The sequence below is a fragment of the Rhizobium sp. 862_C5_N1_2 genome, from assembly GCF_051811205.1.
GTDB lineage: Bacteria > Pseudomonadota > Alphaproteobacteria > Rhizobiales > Rhizobiaceae > Rhizobium > Rhizobium leguminosarum.
The window spans coordinates 803,485-819,343 of the sequence record NZ_JBPWPT010000001.1; the positions used below are offsets into that span (position 1 = coordinate 803,485).

The window sequence follows — 15,859 nt, forward strand, 5'->3', positions numbered from 1 at the left end:
CGGTCGTTCGACCCTCGCACTTTACGAAAATGTATAGTTCCAGCGAAGTCCCCGTGAGGTTTGGAGCGCAGGCTTGGCGCCATCATTGCCAAGTCGAAGGTCAGCTCTCTCATGAACATGCGCACCGCACCTGCCGCCCTTATGCCGGCCCTTCATCCGGTCAGCCTGCGGGTGAATACCTACCTGATCAATCTCGACCGTGCGCCCTTGCGCCGGTTTCGAATGGAACGCCTGCTGGCAAGCTTCGGCCTTGCCTTCGAGCGTGTGGCGGCGGTCGATGGGGCAGGGCTGAGCCTGCCGCATCCGGGCTTCGACGAAGCAGCCTATCTCAGCCGGCACGGCCGCCGGCCGAACCCTTTTGAGATCGGCTGCTATCTCAGCCACGTCGAATGCGCCAAGCGGTTCCTCGGAAGCCATGCCGAGTTCGCGCTCATTCTGGAAGACGATCTCGATTTCGATGACGATCTGGCCGAGCTGCTCGAGGCCGCTCTTGAGCACCAGGCGCGCTGGGACATCCTGCGCCTGTCGACCGTCAATTCCGGGAAAAAGCACAAGGTGGAGCCGCTGACCGCGTCACGCTCGCTTGCCATCGCACTCACCCGCGAGAAGGGGTCCGGCGCCTATCTGATCAATCGCAAGGCGGCAGGCTGGATTGCCGATGTGCTTGTCCCCATGCGCCTGCCCTATGATCTCGCCTTCGATCTGGAGTTCGATGATGGGCTGAGCGCCTGCTTCGTCGATCCGCTGCCGGTCAGCCAAAGGGCCGATCCCTGTTCCCAGATCCAGGCAGGGCTTTCGACCTATCGGCTGGGCCGCCGCCGGCCGTGGAGTGTCCTGCCCTATCGAACCGCGGCTGAGGTGCGCCGTTTTGCTCGTCGCTTCCGCCGTCTCGCGGCTTGGCGGCTGAGCGGTCAGGACCGCTCCCCCGGGATGGGCGGTTAGGGCATGTCGCGCAAAAGTGTGCAGCGGTTCTGCGACAACGACATGCGGAAAACAAAGACCTAAAGCGCGAGGAGCGAATCTGCGCTGTTCGGTAGCAACTGCCACCTGACGTTTACTCGATCGAAGGATATTCCGGAGCCGATCACCCTGTGCTAGAAGTTGTGCGAGCGTCGGGGGACACGACATGTCCAATTTACTGCTGAGAGAACTTTCTTTAGTAGGACACCGCTGCCCCATCATCACGGCGGACCATCGGGATTATGAGCGCTATCGCAAAGTATGGAACGGTGTCGCCGATCGACGGCCTGCTGCGATCGTCCGCCCGCAAAGTGTAGATGATGTCCGCAAGGTCGTGCATGCAGCGGCGGCATCTCACGCCCTGCTTGCGGTGCGCGGCGGCGGCCACAGCCTTCCGGGATTCTCGACCTGCGATGGGGGACTTGTTCTCGATCTATCGGACCTAACTGCCATTGCCATCGATCGGGATACGCACACGATCGAGGTCGGCGGCGGGGCACTACTTGGCGATCTCGATCGCGCGACAGTTCCCGAAGGTTTCGTGGTACCGGCAGGTGTGATTTCGCATACGGGCGTGGCAGGTCTGACCCTGGGTGGCGGCATGGGATGGGCCAGCAGGAGATACGGCCTTACCATCGACAGCTTGCTGGGCGCGGAGATCGTGACCGCGGCTGGCGACGTCGTTTGGGCAAGCGCAACGTCTGAACCTGAACTCTTCTGGGGTATCCGCGGCGGCGGTGGAAACTTCGGCGTAGTCACCCGATTTAGGTTCAGGATGCATCCGCTTGGTTCCATCGTAGTCGGCCAGTGGAGCTATCCTGCAGCCAACATGAGGCAAGCCCTACAGGCGCTGCGCGACCGCGCGCATGGCCAGCCGCGCGACTTTACGCTCAACTTCACCGCGACAGCCACGGGTCTCAGCGTTATAGCGGTTTGGTCAGGGGATGCTGCCCTCACTCACTCGGTTCTGTCACCGTTCGGGGCGCTTACCGATGGCGGCATAGGGAGCGTCGACAAGCTGCCCTATCTCAGCCTGCAGAGCCGTAACGACGAGCACTTCGCATGGTCACGACGATATTATTGCAAGGGAGGATTCTGGTCGGAAATCACCGATGAAGTAATAGATGCTATCATGCTGGCAATTGCCGATGCGCCAACGCCAGATTCCGAAATTTACGTGTTGCAGCTTGGCGGAGCGGTCTCCGATGTACCGGACGAGGCAACTGCGTATACGGGAAGAGGTGCAAGCTACTACTGGATTGCAGAGCCGGTCTGGGACGTTGCTGCCGATGACGACCGATGCATTGCTTGGGGACGGATCACGGGCAAATCGCTTTCGAAGCTCTCGATGGCCGGGAACTACGTCAACGAGCAGGCTGATGCCGGGACGGTCGTAGCTTTAGATGCGTATGGCCCGGAGAAGTACCAGCGGCTTGCGTGCCTGAAGACGCGGTTCGATCCGCACAATCTGTTCCGTCTCAATCAGAACATCACGCCGCTGGCTTGAGTCCTATCCGCAAGGGTGCGAGGCCGGCCCAGGCTGCCCGGAACCCGACGTTAGGTTTTTCAACAGAACAAAGTTGAAAGATCGCGACGCGATTCAGGATCCTCCCGCCGAGAGCAGTGGGAAGCCGATCGAAACGATGAGGCCGGGATGATTGTCCGCCATGGTGATCTCGGCCGCATGCAGCTCGGCGATCGCCTTGACGAGGCTGAGCCCAAGCCCGCTTCCCGGCGTCGTGCGGCTCTTGTCGAGCCGGTAGAGACGCCGGAAGACCTTGTCCCTTTCGCCGGCGGGAATGCCGGGGCCGGTATCGGCGACCGAAAGGATGGCGCGGCCGCCCTGGCAACGGAGCGAAACCGTGATGCCGGTTCCGGCCGGGCAGTGGTTGATCGCGTTCTCCACCAGGTTGGCGATCATCTGCGTCAACAGATCACGGTCGCCCCGGATGAGCGCGGGACAGCGCTCCGCGATATCAAGCGCCATCAGCGCGTCTTCCGCGACATCGGCATAGACCTCGGAAATGACGGCAAGCACGGCGTCGATATCGGTCGCCTGGAAACGCTCCTTGCGGGCGCCGGCCTCGATCTGGGAAATGCGCAGCAGCGCCTCGAAAGTGGCGTTGATCCGGTCGCTCTCGTTTCTCGCTTCGTCAAGCAGAGCCGAAACATCCGCCTGCTGGTCGTTTCCCGCCACCGCGGCATCCAGCGTCAGGCGCAGCCTGTTCAGAGGCGTCTTCAGATCATGGGCGATATCGGCGCTCACCTGCCGCATGCTCTCGACCAATCTCTGCAGCCGTTCCAGTGCCGCGTTGATCTGGATCGCCACCGTATCGAGATCGTCGCCGTTTCCGGTGATCGCAATGCGGGCCTGAAGCTGGCCAAGCGAGACATCGTTCATGGTGAGGGCGACCCGGTCGAGCCGCGCCTGGGCGCGAACGGCGAGAAAGACGCCGCCGCCGATCGCGGTCGCCACGACGATCGCGGCCGCCCATTCGAAGCTGACCAGCACGATCCGCAGCATCTCGTCGACATCGTTGAAGTTTTCCGCCACCACCAGGCTGTAGGGGCCGATGGTCGAGACCTGCATCCGGTAGCGCTCATGCCCCTTCAGCCCGACATCCCTGGAGGTGACGGTATAGACGCCGTTCGGGATGCGGGGGGCTGCGAAATTGCCGGCGAGTTTCTTGCCGGCATGGTCGGTCAGCGAATAGAGCCCGTCGGAGGTCGACTGGAAGCTCGCATAATTGTTCAGCGTGTTGACCAGATCCTCGGTATCGTTGGGCTCATAGGTCGAGACGACAAGCGAATTCATCTCGGTCAGCGACTGGTCGAGATCGCGGCCGAGGCCGAGGCGCAGCATGTGATAGATGATCGCGCCGCTCAACATGAAGGTGACGACGAAGAGGACGCCGAAGGTGACGGCAAGCCGGAAGGGCGTGCTCCTGCGCAGGCTAGAGCATGATGCCGAAAAGTGTGCGCGGTTTTCGGACGACATCATGCTCTTACTCTTTAAATTGCGAACAGGATTTGAGATTTTCAGGCCGATGGGCCTGAAATCATCCTGTTCGAGGCGCATGCAGGCTGTATCCGGTGTTGCGAACCGTATGCAGAAGCTGGGCCTGGAACGGCTTGTCGACTTTGGCCCTGAGGCGGCTGATATGGGTCTCGACGACACTGGTCTTCGGATCGAAGTGGAAATCCCAGACCCGCTCCAAAAGCATCGTCTTGGTGATGACCCGGCCTTCGCCGCGCATCAGCACCTCGAGCAGGGTGAACTCGCGCGGCTGCAGCTCAATCACCTGGCCGGCGCGGCGGGCCTCCCGCCGGATCAGATCGAGCTCGAGATCGGCAACCCTCAGCACCGTCCTCTGCTCCTGCACCGGCGGCCGGCGGCCAAGCGCATTGACGCGCGCCATCAGCTCGGAGAAGGCAAAGGGCTTGACGAGATAATCGTCGCCGCCCGCCTCCAGCCCCTCGACCCGATCGTCGACGCCGCCGATCGATGTCAGGAACAGCGCCGACGTGCCGACCTTGGCGGCCCTAAGTGAACGCACGATCGCCAGGCCATCGAGGCCCGGCAGCATGCGATCGACGACGATGACGTCATAGGCCTCGCGCTGCGCCTGAAACAGCCCATCGCGGCCGTCGCCGAACACGTCACAGACATGCCCGGCCTCGGAAAAACCCTTGGCGATATAATCGGACGTCTTGGTATCGTCCTCGATAAGCAGGATTCGCATCAGCCCGATCGTTCCCGGATGCCTGGGGGCGAGATCTAGCCGAGAGGACGGCTTGGCCACAACTTACGGATTCGTAAGGTGATGGATATCCCCGACAAGCTCCCATAGATCGACCTTCTCGGCGCGTCCCTTGAGCTGCACCAGGCCAAGCGGGCGAAGGTGGAAGCGATCGGCGACCGCGTCGCGTGTGGCCGCGCTCACCAGGATCGAGGTGTTGAATTCCTTGTTCAGTCCCTCCAGCCGTGAGGCGACATTGATCGTATCGCCCATGGCCGTGTACTGCTGGCGCGAAATCGCGCCAAAACTGCCGACGACCGCCGGGCCGGTGTGCAATCCAAATCGCGTGATGAGCGCGGGACGGCCATTCTTCAGATTGGCTTCGTTCAAGTCGTCGACCGCCGCTTTCATGGCAAGCGCGCATCGGCAGCCGTTTTCGGCATGTCCGGCATCCGGAACAGGGGCGTTCCACATGACGAAAATGGAGTCGCCGAGATATTGCACGACAGTCCCGCCATGGCGCTCGGCGATGGTGTTCAAGAGTTCGAAATAGGCCGACAGCGTATCGACCACGTCCTCGGGCGAATGCTGCTCGGATATGGTGGTGAAGTCGCGGATGTCGGTGAACAGCACGGTCACATCCTGCCGCTGCGCCTTGACGGCGGTTCTTCCCTGGGGATCGATGATCCGCCTGACGACTTCGCGCGGAACATAGAGGGCAAACTGGCCGATGGCGTGGCGGCTTGCCGCCAGCGCGCTCGCCAGCGTGTTGATCTCCGTTATAAAGGAATGGGAGACGCCTTTCTCGCCGACGTCGAGATCGCCGATCCTGCGCGCCTCGTCCGCCAGGCGATAGAGAGAGCGGCTGACCATGCGCGACAGCATCACCGTTGCAGCGACACCGGCGATCACGAAGGCGCTGGCAATGAGGAGATTGCGCACAAGCAGCCGATTGGCCTCAGCCACCAGGTCCTCCAGCGGCACGACGATTGCGGCCACGCTCCCGTGAAACAGGCCAGAGACGCTGACGGGGGCAATCTGCACCAGATGACTTTCACCATCGAAATCGACCCGCGCCAGGCCGCCATTGGCAAAAGCGGGATCCTGCCTGAGCCGGGCCACGGTTGCGAGGCTGGTGTCGAAACCGTTGGCGCTCGCGGCAAAGGCGCCTGCCGTTCTCGACCATAGCCCGATGATCCTGCTCATGACAGCCGGGTCGGAATGGGCGACGAGATCACCGCCACCATTGATGATGTAGGCTCTTGCTCGCGGCGAAATCTGACCCGCGTCCAGCAGGCGGCTGACGGTCTGCAGGTGAATGTTGATGCCGACCACCACCTGGCCATTGTCCCGCATCGGCGCTGCGATTGTCAGCGTCGGAACCTTGAGCGTGCCGGCGACATAGGGTCCAACGGAAACCGGAATACCGTCTTGAACGACGGATTGATACCACGGGCGTTGCCGCGGATCGAAGGATGCATACTCGACGTTCCTCGTCCCTATCTCAATGGCTTGGCTGTCGAGAAAGCGAAGCGTCGATATGACCTCGGTCGTTTGTCTCTGTGCAATCGTCCTGACCGCGAAAGCCGTGCCTTCAGGCACCGAGAGGGTCTGGCGAACATCGTCCCTTACCGTATTGATGACCTGCAGGTACGAGCCATCGGGATAGCCCGTGTAGATGCTCGTCGCGTTCGGGACGTTTCGCAGAACTTCCAGAAGGAATTGCTGTTTCGCCTTGATATCTTGGGGCGGCGGGGAAATTAGCTGCGGCAGGGTCGCGGCGAGTGCGACCGCCTCGGTGCCGCCCTGCAGCGTATTGCGGTATCCCTCGATCAGCCGCAAGCTCATCTCGCGCATCTGCTGCACGCCCGCGCTCACCGCAGCATCGCGTCCATGGCTGAATGCCATCCAGATGATCGGCGTCGACGTGCACAGCAGCGATGCGACGACCAGGACGCCGAGATGCAGTCTTAGCGGTTTCGACCAGTGCACGAGATTTTCCTCGGAATGCGGACACGTCTCAGCACACGAAGCTCAACGATGGCAGCTAACCGCTTTTTGAAAGCTTACACAAGGTGATGATATCGGTCACACCGCCGCTTGTGCAGAATACCCCAAGCGGCCGCCCACACTTCTGGAGAGCGCGACGATCCGATCTTGTGGCGCTTTTTGTAGAGCGCCACAAGATCGAGAACATGTTCGGCAGGCTCAAGGACTGGCGCAGAATTCACACCCGATACGATCGCTGCGCTCACACCTTCTTTTCAACCATATGCATCGCAGCAGCCGTCATCTTCTGGCTTTGATTTAACGAGTCCTGAGTCTAGGTATTGGAAGGTTGTTCCATCAAAATCAAAGAGCGCCGAGGGCCCCGGCCAGGCCCCTCAATGTATGCCCCTGTCACACCCGGATCCGTCGAGCCGTCGAGGAAGGCGCGGAACGCCTCGCTCGTGCGGGCGAGTTTGCGATCGATGAGATTTTAAGCCATCGGCTTTGAGTTGTTCGATTGACGTTGTCATTGACTTACCTCTCCCAGGTCTGAAGGATTGATCTATGTCGAAAGTTTGCGCGGAGGGATATCGTCCAGCGACGGCCGCCCGTTGTCAGTGAGGCGACCGTGACGCCTCTGATTGTCAGTTCCAGGGTTCACCGTTACCGAAGGACCAGTCGGAGCGATCGACATAGACCATGTTGATCATGATGTCGTCAGGGCGGACTGCAAGCTTATCCTTCAGCTCATCGGCGATAAAACGGAAGAAGGCGAGTTTGGAGGGCTTATCGTTGCCGACTGTGCTGGTCACCTGGATGAGCAGGAAGTCCGGCGAGCGGTCGAAGCCGAGGAACTTGGGATCGTAGATTAGGTTGTCGGCAGTGTGCTCGCCAACAACGACGAAGCGGTCGCCGTCCGGCGCTTTTAGGACATCGACGATGCCCCTGTAGACGATGTCAGCGACGGCGGAGCGGTATTCAGGTGTCTTTCCCTTGATCAGATCGATACGTGCGAAGGGCATGGTCGTCTCCTTTGATTGGGGTGAAGTGCAGGTTACGAGCTTAACGTGTTAGGTCTTCCGGGGAGTGGCAGGTCATGGACCTGCCACTGGCGTCATCGACTAGCGTTCGTCGATTTCGGGCACGCCGCTGTTGCGGTCGGCATAAGCGGTCTGGAACGAAGGCCGGGCCTGCCAGCGCTTCCAGTAGGCATCGATGTGCTCGAAGCGTTCATCGAGCGGCGTTGCGTTGATGGGGAATTTCGAGAAGGCGATGGCGACTGCCATGGTCATGTCCGAGAAGGTCGGAGCGTCGCCGCCAAGCATCCATTCGCGTCCGTCCGACAGATGCTGATTGACCAGGCCTGCATGGGCCAAAGCTTCCTTGCGGCAATGTTCGCCCCAGGCGTGGTTGGTGGTCAGTTCAAGCTTGGGGCCGAGGCCCTGGTGCAGAACGTGGAAGGCAGTGACGATACGATAGAGAATATGCACCCAGATGCGGTTGCCCCACATCGTGTCGAGCCCCTGCTCCAGTGCCGTTTCGCCCATGATCTTGCGGCCAGGCATGGACTGATCGAGGTAGCGGGCGATGGCATCGGTCTCGGCAATGTAGGTGCCGTCGGCCATCTTAAGGGTGGGCGTTTCGCCCCACGGGTTCATCTTGACATGCCGCCATTGGCGCTGCTCGCCGACCGGGCTCATGTTGTAGACCTGCTCCTCGAACTGGTCGGCGATACCCTTCTCGTGCATGAACAGGCGAAGGCGCTGCGGGTTCGGGAAAGCGGAGGGCGATGTGAAGAGGTGAAGTTTGTCGGACATTCTGGAGTTCCCTTTGGTTTGGCTGGCTGGTTGGGCGGTGACCATTTCTACCTGTCGTCAGGTAGATAGTGGGCTACACCTACGCCTTGCTTTTGGTGTTGTCAACGACTATCTGTCGTCAGGTAGATAAAAATGTCGGGACGACGAAAGGGAAACAACGTGACTGTGGATACAAGGGATAGGATCATGGAGGCGGCACGGCTCACTGTGCAGGACCTCGGCTATGGCGGTCTTAGCTTTCGCGAGCTCGCCAAGGATGTCGGCATCAAGAGTGCCAGCATTCACTATTACTTCGCGACCAAGGGCGAGTTGGGTGCGGCGCTCGCCAATCGCTATACAGCCCATTATGGCGCTGTTCTCGACGAACTGCTAACGCAGGGACTTGACGTCGAGACGTGCATGGCGCGCTACACGGATGTCTTCGCCGAAACGCTGCGCGCCGACAACCGCCTGTGCCTTGCAGGAATGCTGGGAGCCGAGCGCAATCAGCTGCCTGAAGAAGTTCAGACCGAAGTTGTCAAATACGGCGAGATGAATGAACGCTGGCTTGCCCGCGTGTTGGCTTTGCGCAACCCCGGCGGGCCCGAGGAGAACGAGCGTCAGGCTCGCGCCATCTATGCCGCAGTGCAAGGCGCGCAGCTCATTGCCCATACAAGAAACGATGTCTCACTCTACGAAGAGATCATCGCAACCTATCGGGCGAATGGCCTTATTCCGTGAGTTCGATGGAAGCTCGCGATCTTGCGGTAGCGTCGGTGAATTCACCTTCTTTTCAACCATATGCATCGCAGCAGCCGTCATCTTCTGGCTTTGATTTAACGAGTCCTGAGCCTAGGCCACCGACGCTTCAACGGCAACCACATGTTCCCGATCGGTCCGGCACCGGCTACGTCACCATGGATCAGGTGCGCCAGCACTACGCCGATCCCGGAAAGTTCAACGGCTACGCCTGACGCGCCGAAGCCCCTTACCCCGCAACGATTTGGCTGATCTGCACGATGGGCGCGATGTCGGTATAGTTGGCGACGTCCGCGACGATCTCCGCGCGGTGGGGACCGAACGCTTCCTGTAATGTCCCCAGGGTCGGCGAGTAGATGTGGCACGCCGCGACGAACTCCGGCGCGCTTCCAGGTTCGCGACCCGCAAGGCCCTTCTCGATCTCGTAGCGCAGGCAGGCATCGCCGAGCCGTTCCTGGATCAGTGGCATGTGGCGGGTGCGGTAGTAGTCGTGATCGAACTTCGAGCCGCCATTGGCCGGATAGTAGACGCTCATCTTGATCATGGTCGGGCTCCTGCCTGAACGCCTCTTCGAGCGTCCGAGGGGACCTATAGCTCTCCGACTCGTGAAGCGCATCCAGATTTTGGCCGAAGCGAGTTTGACGAGAGCCAGGTTGTTTTCGCTGTGCTTTTCGAAGCGGGTGGCTGACCTAGCCGTGAGGCCAACCCGCCCCGGCCGTCTCGACCTCGACGGACAACAGCTGGCCAGTTCCGCCCATCTGGTCCATCTTGTCCATCCCGAACCATCTGGCGGCAGTTATGTAGAGGGTGGTTCGATCAGGTCCACCCAGCATGCAGGCGAAGGCGCCGCGATCGAGCTTCACTTCATCGAGGAGCGCGCCGCCTTCACGAACCCTGCAGCAGCAGGCATTGGGTACGTCGGCGTACCAGATCGCCCCTTCAGCGTCGAAGCATATGCCATCGGGCCACCCGGGAAGATCGGCCCAAACCCTTCGATGGGAAAGTCGCCCGTCGGCGGCGACGTCAAACGATGTCAGCCGTTTCGCCCAGCTTTCGGCGCAAACCAGTGTGCGCCCGTCCGCAGAGAGAGCCATTCCGTTTGGAAACTGAAAGCCTTCCGCTTGTGTTTCGACCGTCCCGTCTTGATGTATCAGCAGGATCGCGGGTCCGTTGACGTAGATACGGCCTTGCGGATCGATCACGATCTCGTTCCAGCCATTCGCTCCCAGCTCGGCGAACTCTTCCAGTCCGGAGCCGTTGAACCGCAGCAAGTGCGATGCCCCTGACGCGATGACGTACATGTCGCCCTGTGGTCCGAAGTCGAATGATAGGGGCGGGGCTTTCGCGGTTGTCGCCACTCTGACAGTTCCGTGCTCGCTCAAGGCGAGAATTTCGCCGCTTGTCCAATCCGCGAACCACAGCTCGCCGTGATGCCATCGTGGGCATTCGACCAGCCCCCGGTCTTCCAACCGAACCCTTGTCCTGTTCATTTCGCCCTCCTGTCGTTCTGCGCCTTGGCCCATCGCATGTAGCCACTTGGTAAAGACGAGTAAGCAAAGCCAATACCGACACTTGTCTTGCGAAAAGGGCACGGTCGTATCCCGTACCAGCGGCGTCGACGTCCGCACACTGTCTAGGACGGCACCGTCATCCGGGCATCGTGGTGCCGTCGGCTGCTGCAAGCCCGGCAGGCGCCGCGTTTCCGGCGGCATTTTCAGCTGGAAATAGGCGGAGACGCCTTGCGGATCGCATAAGTATGTGCTTATGTGTTGGCATGATAGAGAACGACATCTTCAAGGCTTTGGCTGATCCCACCCGCTGCGCGATCTTTGAGAAGCTGGCGACCGGAAGCATGAATGCCAGCGCTTTGCGCGATGGCATGAAGATCAGTCAGCCTGCCATGTCCCAACACCTCTCCGTTCTGCGGAGCGCGAGACTGGTGCGGGAGGAACGACAGGGGCGCTTTGTGAACTACGAGGTCGATCCAGAAGGCTTGGCACTCATTGCCGGATGGCTGGCGAAGTATCGCGCCTACTGGCCCGCGCGCATCGACGCCCTCAAAGCTCTGCTGAAGGATATGGATCAATGAACGAGAGCAAGACCGACGATCACGACAGGGGCATCGAGCTTGAGTACGAAATCGACGAGCCGCCGCACAAGGTCTGGCGCGCGATAAGCATTCCGGAGTTTCGAGAGAACTGGTTGCCGAAAGAGGCATTGGCCGATCCGGAGGCTGCGTCTCTGACGGCGGGGCAAGAGGTCCGCTACCGGATGCGCGAAAGCGAGCCGCCGTTCCTTGAAAGCGTGGTCATCTTTCGGATTACCCCCAACGACACCGGCGGAACCAAGCTGCGGATCATTCACCAGCTTACGGACGTCAGGTTCGATCGGATGACCGGCACCGCCGCAAACAATAATAGCCTGTCCCTCATGCTCGCCGCCTGACGCGGCGAGCTTCCCTTTAAATTCTGGAAGATTGGAGTTCGCCGATGCGCGAAGCGATGCAACTCGTCCCTATGGTGGTAGAGCAATCAAGCAGAGGGGAGCGATCTTTCGACATCTATTCCCGCCTTCTTCGTGAAAGGATTATCTTTTTGAATGGCGAAGTGAACGACACCGTGTCTGCGCTGGTCTGCGCACAATTGTTGTTCCTCGAAGCGGAAAACCCCAAGAAGCCAATCAGCCTCTATATCAATTCCCCCGGCGGCATGGTGACGAGCGGCCTCGCCATGTATGACACCATGCGTTACATCCGCGCTCCGGTGCATACGCTTTGCATGGGGACAGCCCGCTCGATGGGATCGTTCCTGCTGATGGCGGGTGAACCCGGACAGCGGGCAACACTGCCCAATGCAAGCATCCTCGTCCATCAGCCATCCGGTGGCTTTCAGGGACAGGCATCAGACATGCTCATCCATGCCGAGGAAATCAGACGGACCAAGGACCGGATGACACGTCTCTATGCCGAGCATTGCGGACGCACCTATGAGGAATTTGAACGCGCGATGGACCGCGACCGTTTCATGACCGCAGAGGAAGCTCTGGAATGGGGGTTGGTCGACCGCATCCTGCAGGTCCGGGAAGAAAATCTGGACGCAACGGCATAAGCGTAGCCTCGGATTGAAATGGTCCATTCATGCGTCGATTGGTTGGAAGAACGCTTGAGAGCAAACCTCCGGGAAGCAGCCTCCTCGGCTCTCGCATGCCGCTATCGTCTCTAATCCTGACCATATCCCCGTCAAGGCTTGCTGTTGCCACGGGTTCACCGCCCTGAAGGGCGATCCAGACGATCCGGCTGTCCATCAATTTCAGCATCGCGCCGGCTGTGTCATATTTTCTTGAGAAGCGTTAACAAGGTTTCGCTGGATTACCCGGTGTGACGGCAATACGCGCGACCGAATGGCCGTGTTACCGTCCATTCTTGATCGAGAGAGGATGGCAAACCATGGAAGCCGCAGAACTGCGATATAATTGGGCTGATCCCGACGTCTACGAGACATTCATAGGGCGCTGGAGCGAACATCTGGCAAGCCCATTTCTCGCCTGTGCTAATATTGCTCCGGGCAGTCGCGTGCTCGATGTAGCATGTGGGACAGGTGTGTTGTCGAAAGCTCTCGCCGAGGCGGGAGCGCATGTGATCGGTGTTGACGCATCTGAGGGATACCTGGGAGGAGCCCGCCGTCGACGATCCCACCCCAATATCGCCTATGAACACGGCGATGTCCGGCACATGCGGTTCGACACTGACTTTTTCGATGCGGCCGTTTCCACGCTGGCCCTGGACGTTATCCCGGAAATTGAACAGGTCGTTGCCGAGATGAAGCGCGTGACCCGTCCAGGCGGCGTGGTCGCGTCCGCCGTTACTCAGTTCTTGGGTGGCATGCCCGCCTTCGATCTCGTCATTAACACCGGCGCCGTGCTTGAGACCGACTTCGCCAGGCTGAGATCTATGCGGGCGGGGCGCCAGCTCTTCTGGCCTAATGGTCAGGCGACGTTGTGGCGGAAGATCGGCCTCGTCGACGTGACGGAGATTCCCGTTGTCGTGGATTGTGAGTATGCGTCCTTCGCGGATTATTGGGCTACGTTCACCGACGGCCCAGGCAGCATCACAAGCACATTGATGGCACTTTCGGACGACGCCCGCGGTTCGATCGAACAGCATGTTCGTGCCGGGTATCTGGTTGGCTTGCCCGATGGACCCCGATCATTTCCCATGATGTTCCGTGTGGTGCGAGGCTTGGTCCCAGCCTGATCCTGGCGAACATGCAAAGCGGACATGACGCAGTGACAACGCGGTCGCAGTTGCGCCAAAAACCGCCATTCCGCCCCATGCGGATGATTAGATCACGAATTCCTCCTCGTACGTCTGTGGCTTGGGAACGACCGTAACCTCCACCGGAATGATCCAATTGGCCGCGTAGCTCTCGCAGTCGGAACGCTGGAGGTCGGGCTGCACGCACCCCGCCCCATCGATCGCGCGACATCGCAGTGTATATCGCCCCACTTCTTCAGGGGTCCACATGTACTCCCACAAGCGCCATGCAAAGGGACGTTCTGTTTCGAGGAGCCTTCCCTCGCGCCAGCCCTTGCCATCTCCGGTGCAGACCTGCACCTGCCGGATAGCAGCCTCTCCGCTCCAGGCGGCTCCGAAAATCCGGTACGGTTGGCCGGCGATGAGCTGCGCCCCCTGTACCGGACGCGCGATCTGCGCTTTGACCTCCATCTCCGCAAGGGGGACCAGCGTCGGTTCCCCGAGGCTGCGCTCCCAACGGAAATAGTCGCGCGCCTGCCAGTAGCCAAGGAACGGTTGCTCCACAACCGTGATATCAGTGATCCACTTGACCCAAGCCATGCCGAACCAGCCACCCACGACCGCGCGTAGCGGGTAGCCGTGATCGCGCGTCAACGGCTCCTCGTTCATCGAATAGGCAAGGATCGTGCTGTCAGCCATGGCCTTCTCAAGCGGTAAACTGCGCGCAAAAGCGATGGGGCCGGGAGAAGCTGTTTTCTTGTTCGTGTCGACGATGCCGCTGTCGGCGCCTGCGAGCAGAACTTCGCATGCGGTTCGCTTGACGCCCGCCATTTCCAAAATGTCGCGCAGAAGAACACCTGTCCACGCGGCATTGCCGACGGCTCCGTTCTGCCACTGCAACCCCTCCCTCGGCGGCTCATAGTAGACGCGCCCGTTCCCTGCACACTCGACGACGGCGGTGAAAGTCGTGCTCCGCATCGCCTTGATGCTGTCGAGGTCAAGTTCGATCGGCCGCTCCACGGCCCCGCCAACGCGCAATCTCCAGTCTCGCGCATCGAGGTCCGGCGACGGGAAATGGTTTCGCACGAAGAACAGCTCGGTCGGGATCAGCCAATCGGAGAGCGACGCAAACGGAAACTCGATATTCTGTGGGGATTTCTGTCGAACGATTAGACTGGGTTGCTCTGGTGTCGGCATCGTCCTCGTCTCCCCTTTCAAGACACAACGTCGGCTCTCGGTCGCGCGAATTCCTGTGCGATCACACCGCCCCTCGCAGTGCGTCCGTCGCATTCCGCCTTCGGGCCGCATCCTAGCACATATCGCACGTTCCTCGGATCGACCTTGAACGGCAGAGGACGATCGACTACCAGTGAGCCTGACCGCCATTGACGGAGGCGCGTCTGATAGGCGGGACGCTAGGTTGCCATCCGCGCGCGCAGGCGGGGGCCGATCCAGTCAAGGAAGGACCGCACCTTCAGCGACAGCGGATCGGCTGGTCCGTGAATAACATTTACCGGCAGCGGCTCCGGTGCGAACTCCGCCAACAATTCCTGCAGAGCGCCAGAGCGCAAATGGTCGTTGATCTGGTAAGAAAGCACGCGAATAATGCCGATACCGGCCAGCGCAGCCTGAATGGCAGCCTCTGTCGTGTTGACCGCGAGTTTGAGGCGCGGCTCGACGGCGAAGGCCGCGCCGTCCCGGCGGTATCGCCATTCCGGGGCGGTCGCGAAGCCCTGGAAGCTTATGCCATCATGCGGGGCGAGGTCTTCCGGCTGACGCGGCACTCCTCGGCGGGCGAGATAGTCGGGGCTCGCGCAGATCACCCGGCGGACGGCGCCAACCCGTGTTGCGATAATCGCGCTGTCCGGCAGGTGCCCGATCCGTAGGGCTACATCGACGTGCTCATCCCTCAGACTTAGCTGCCGATCAGTCAGGGTCAGCCGCAGGTTGATATCGGGTTGCACCTTCAGGAATTCGAGCGCAATTGGCAGCAGATGGCGCTCGCCGAAGGCAATCGGCGCGGTCACGTGCAGCCCGCCACGCAGCGCTCCATAATCGCCGCTGGCCTGCCGCTCCGCCGCGTCCAGTTCCTCGAGAATACGACGTGACGCGGCGACGAAGGCGCGTCCCTCCTCCGTCAAGGCGAGGCCGCGGCGGGTGCGCACGACCAAGCGAACGCCAAGATGCTTTTCAAGATCGGCCACTTTGCGGCTGACCGTGGCCAGCGGCGCATTCAGCCGCCGTGCCCCGGCAGAAAGACTGCCGGCGTCGACCACCGCCAATAGCACCGCCATCGCGTCAAAACGATCCATCGAAGCCTTCCATAAAATGAGAAGAATGTTTCCACATTGCCAAGATACCCG

Annotated in this window: 16 protein-coding genes and 1 pseudogene; 8 read left to right on the forward strand and 9 right to left on the reverse strand. The window is 60.5% G+C overall.

From position 1 onward, the window contains the following. Positions 1–111 precede the first annotated feature (111 nt). Both ACD590_RS03970 and ACD590_RS03975 read left to right on the forward strand, forming a co-directional pair. Entirely contained in the window at positions 112–942 is an 831-nt protein-coding gene (locus ACD590_RS03970) for a glycosyltransferase family 25 protein (protein ID WP_112906737.1), read from the forward strand. A 184-nt stretch (positions 943–1,126) separates the two neighbouring features. Beyond that, on the forward strand, positions 1,127–2,467 hold the full coding sequence (locus ACD590_RS03975) for an FAD-binding oxidoreductase (protein WP_439002194.1): 1,341 nt from the start codon (positions 1,127–1,129) through the stop codon (positions 2,465–2,467). A 93-nt stretch (positions 2,468–2,560) separates the two neighbouring features. Here the strand turns inward: ACD590_RS03975 and ACD590_RS03980 are convergent, their stop codons facing one another. The 3 genes from ACD590_RS03980 to ACD590_RS03990 all read right to left on the reverse strand — a co-directional run bounded on the left by ACD590_RS03980 (position 2,561) and on the right by ACD590_RS03990 (position 6,692). Next, entirely contained in the window at positions 2,561–3,961 is a 1,401-nt protein-coding gene (locus ACD590_RS03980; protein ID WP_113543811.1) for a sensor histidine kinase, read from the reverse strand. A gap of 58 nt (positions 3,962–4,019) precedes the next feature. Then, on the reverse strand, positions 4,020–4,703 hold the full coding sequence (locus tag ACD590_RS03985; RefSeq protein ID WP_018449596.1) for a winged helix-turn-helix domain-containing protein: 684 nt from the start codon (positions 4,701–4,703) through the stop codon (positions 4,020–4,022). Between the two features lie 63 nt (positions 4,704–4,766). Next, positions 4,767–6,692 carry an adenylate/guanylate cyclase domain-containing protein gene (locus ACD590_RS03990; RefSeq protein WP_113543810.1) on the reverse strand — a complete coding sequence of 642 codons (1,926 nt, stop codon included), beginning with the start codon at positions 6,690–6,692 and terminating at the stop codon, positions 4,767–4,769. Positions 6,693–6,877: 185 nt separating this feature from the next. On the opposite strand from ACD590_RS03990, the pseudogene ACD590_RS03995 reads away from it, so the two are divergent. Next, positions 6,878–7,006, forward strand: a pseudogene (locus ACD590_RS03995) (transposase); the annotation flags it as partial. A gap of 327 nt (positions 7,007–7,333) precedes the next feature. Here the strand turns inward: ACD590_RS03995 and ACD590_RS04000 are convergent. Together ACD590_RS04000 and ACD590_RS04005 are read right to left on the reverse strand one after the other, a co-directional pair. Further along, positions 7,334–7,711, reverse strand: a complete 378-nt coding sequence (locus tag ACD590_RS04000) for a tautomerase family protein (protein ID WP_112906173.1) — start codon at positions 7,709–7,711, stop codon at positions 7,334–7,336. Positions 7,712–7,810: 99 nt separating this feature from the next. Continuing rightward, positions 7,811–8,506: a glutathione S-transferase family protein gene (locus ACD590_RS04005; RefSeq protein ID WP_113542556.1), complete on the reverse strand. Its 696-nt coding sequence runs from the start codon at positions 8,504–8,506 to the stop codon at positions 7,811–7,813. 159 nt (positions 8,507–8,665) lie between these two features. Here ACD590_RS04005 and ACD590_RS04010 point away from each other — a divergent pair, with 159 nt between their 5' ends. Further along, a complete protein-coding gene (locus ACD590_RS04010) occupies positions 8,666–9,226 on the forward strand; it encodes a TetR family transcriptional regulator (RefSeq protein ID WP_113542557.1) in 561 nt (186 codons plus the stop codon). Positions 9,227–9,473: 247 nt separating this feature from the next. Here the strand turns inward: ACD590_RS04010 and ACD590_RS04015 are convergent, their stop codons facing one another. Continuing rightward, positions 9,474–9,788, reverse strand: coding sequence for an EthD family reductase (locus ACD590_RS04015; protein ID WP_113542558.1), 315 nt, complete (start codon positions 9,786–9,788; stop codon positions 9,474–9,476). Positions 9,789–9,933: 145 nt separating this feature from the next. Beyond that, entirely contained in the window at positions 9,934–10,734 is an 801-nt protein-coding gene (locus tag ACD590_RS04020; RefSeq protein ID WP_439003509.1) for an SMP-30/gluconolactonase/LRE family protein, read from the reverse strand. Between the two features lie 284 nt (positions 10,735–11,018). Between ACD590_RS04020 and ACD590_RS04025 the strand changes: the two genes are divergently transcribed. The 4 genes from ACD590_RS04025 (at position 11,019) to ACD590_RS04040 (ending at position 13,496) form a co-directional block, all read left to right on the forward strand. Continuing rightward, positions 11,019–11,333 carry an ArsR/SmtB family transcription factor gene (locus ACD590_RS04025; protein ID WP_026188300.1) on the forward strand — a complete coding sequence of 105 codons (315 nt, stop codon included), beginning with the start codon at positions 11,019–11,021 and terminating at the stop codon, positions 11,331–11,333. Further along, positions 11,330–11,689 carry an SRPBCC family protein gene (locus ACD590_RS04030; protein ID WP_439002196.1) on the forward strand — a complete coding sequence of 120 codons (360 nt, stop codon included), beginning with the start codon at positions 11,330–11,332 and terminating at the stop codon, positions 11,687–11,689. The genes ACD590_RS04025 and ACD590_RS04030 overlap by 4 nt, the downstream gene beginning before the upstream one ends. A 44-nt stretch (positions 11,690–11,733) precedes the next feature. After that, positions 11,734–12,351 (forward strand): ATP-dependent Clp protease proteolytic subunit, encoded by a 618-nt coding sequence (locus ACD590_RS04035; RefSeq protein ID WP_018449585.1) that lies wholly within the window; start codon positions 11,734–11,736, stop codon positions 12,349–12,351. A 338-nt stretch (positions 12,352–12,689) separates the two neighbouring features. Continuing rightward, entirely contained in the window at positions 12,690–13,496 is an 807-nt protein-coding gene (locus ACD590_RS04040) for a class I SAM-dependent methyltransferase (RefSeq protein WP_439002197.1), read from the forward strand. A gap of 87 nt (positions 13,497–13,583) precedes the next feature. On the opposite strand, the gene ACD590_RS04045 is transcribed toward ACD590_RS04040, so the two are convergent. Continuing rightward, positions 13,584–14,693: a sulfite oxidase gene (locus ACD590_RS04045; protein WP_439002198.1), complete on the reverse strand. Its 1,110-nt coding sequence runs from the start codon at positions 14,691–14,693 to the stop codon at positions 13,584–13,586. Positions 14,694–14,911: 218 nt separating this feature from the next. Then, a complete protein-coding gene (locus ACD590_RS04050) occupies positions 14,912–15,808 on the reverse strand; it encodes a LysR family transcriptional regulator (protein ID WP_439002199.1) in 897 nt (298 codons plus the stop codon). Positions 15,809–15,859 lie beyond the last annotated feature (51 nt).

What these genes read in the sequence shown, in the direction of transcription:
- ACD590_RS04015 (WP_113542558.1), bottom strand. Translation starts at nt 9,788, where the DNA reads ATGATCAAGATGAGCGTCTACTATCCGGCCAATGGCGGCTCGAAGTTC.
- ACD590_RS03970 (WP_112906737.1), top strand. Translation starts at nt 112, where the DNA reads ATGAACATGCGCACCGCACCTGCCGCCCTTATGCCGGCCCTTCATCCG.
- ACD590_RS04030 (WP_439002196.1), top strand. Translation starts at nt 11,330, where the DNA reads ATGAACGAGAGCAAGACCGACGATCACGACAGGGGCATCGAGCTTGAG.
- ACD590_RS03985 (WP_018449596.1), bottom strand. Translation starts at nt 4,703, where the DNA reads ATGCGAATCCTGCTTATCGAGGACGATACCAAGACGTCCGATTATATC.
- ACD590_RS04045 (WP_439002198.1), bottom strand. Translation starts at nt 14,693, where the DNA reads ATGCCGACACCAGAGCAACCCAGTCTAATCGTTCGACAGAAATCCCCA.
- ACD590_RS04005 (WP_113542556.1), bottom strand. Translation starts at nt 8,506, where the DNA reads ATGTCCGACAAACTTCACCTCTTCACATCGCCCTCCGCTTTCCCGAAC.
- ACD590_RS04050 (WP_439002199.1), bottom strand. Translation starts at nt 15,808, where the DNA reads ATGGATCGTTTTGACGCGATGGCGGTGCTATTGGCGGTGGTCGACGCC.
- ACD590_RS04040 (WP_439002197.1), top strand. Translation starts at nt 12,690, where the DNA reads ATGGAAGCCGCAGAACTGCGATATAATTGGGCTGATCCCGACGTCTAC.
- ACD590_RS04000 (WP_112906173.1), bottom strand. Translation starts at nt 7,711, where the DNA reads ATGCCCTTCGCACGTATCGATCTGATCAAGGGAAAGACACCTGAATAC.
- ACD590_RS04035 (WP_018449585.1), top strand. Translation starts at nt 11,734, where the DNA reads ATGCGCGAAGCGATGCAACTCGTCCCTATGGTGGTAGAGCAATCAAGC.
- ACD590_RS04020 (WP_439003509.1), bottom strand. Translation starts at nt 10,734, where the DNA reads ATGAACAGGACAAGGGTTCGGTTGGAAGACCGGGGGCTGGTCGAATGC.
- ACD590_RS03975 (WP_439002194.1), top strand. Translation starts at nt 1,127, where the DNA reads ATGTCCAATTTACTGCTGAGAGAACTTTCTTTAGTAGGACACCGCTGC.
- ACD590_RS04025 (WP_026188300.1), top strand. Translation starts at nt 11,019, where the DNA reads ATGATAGAGAACGACATCTTCAAGGCTTTGGCTGATCCCACCCGCTGC.
- ACD590_RS03980 (WP_113543811.1), bottom strand. Translation starts at nt 3,961, where the DNA reads ATGATGTCGTCCGAAAACCGCGCACACTTTTCGGCATCATGCTCTAGC.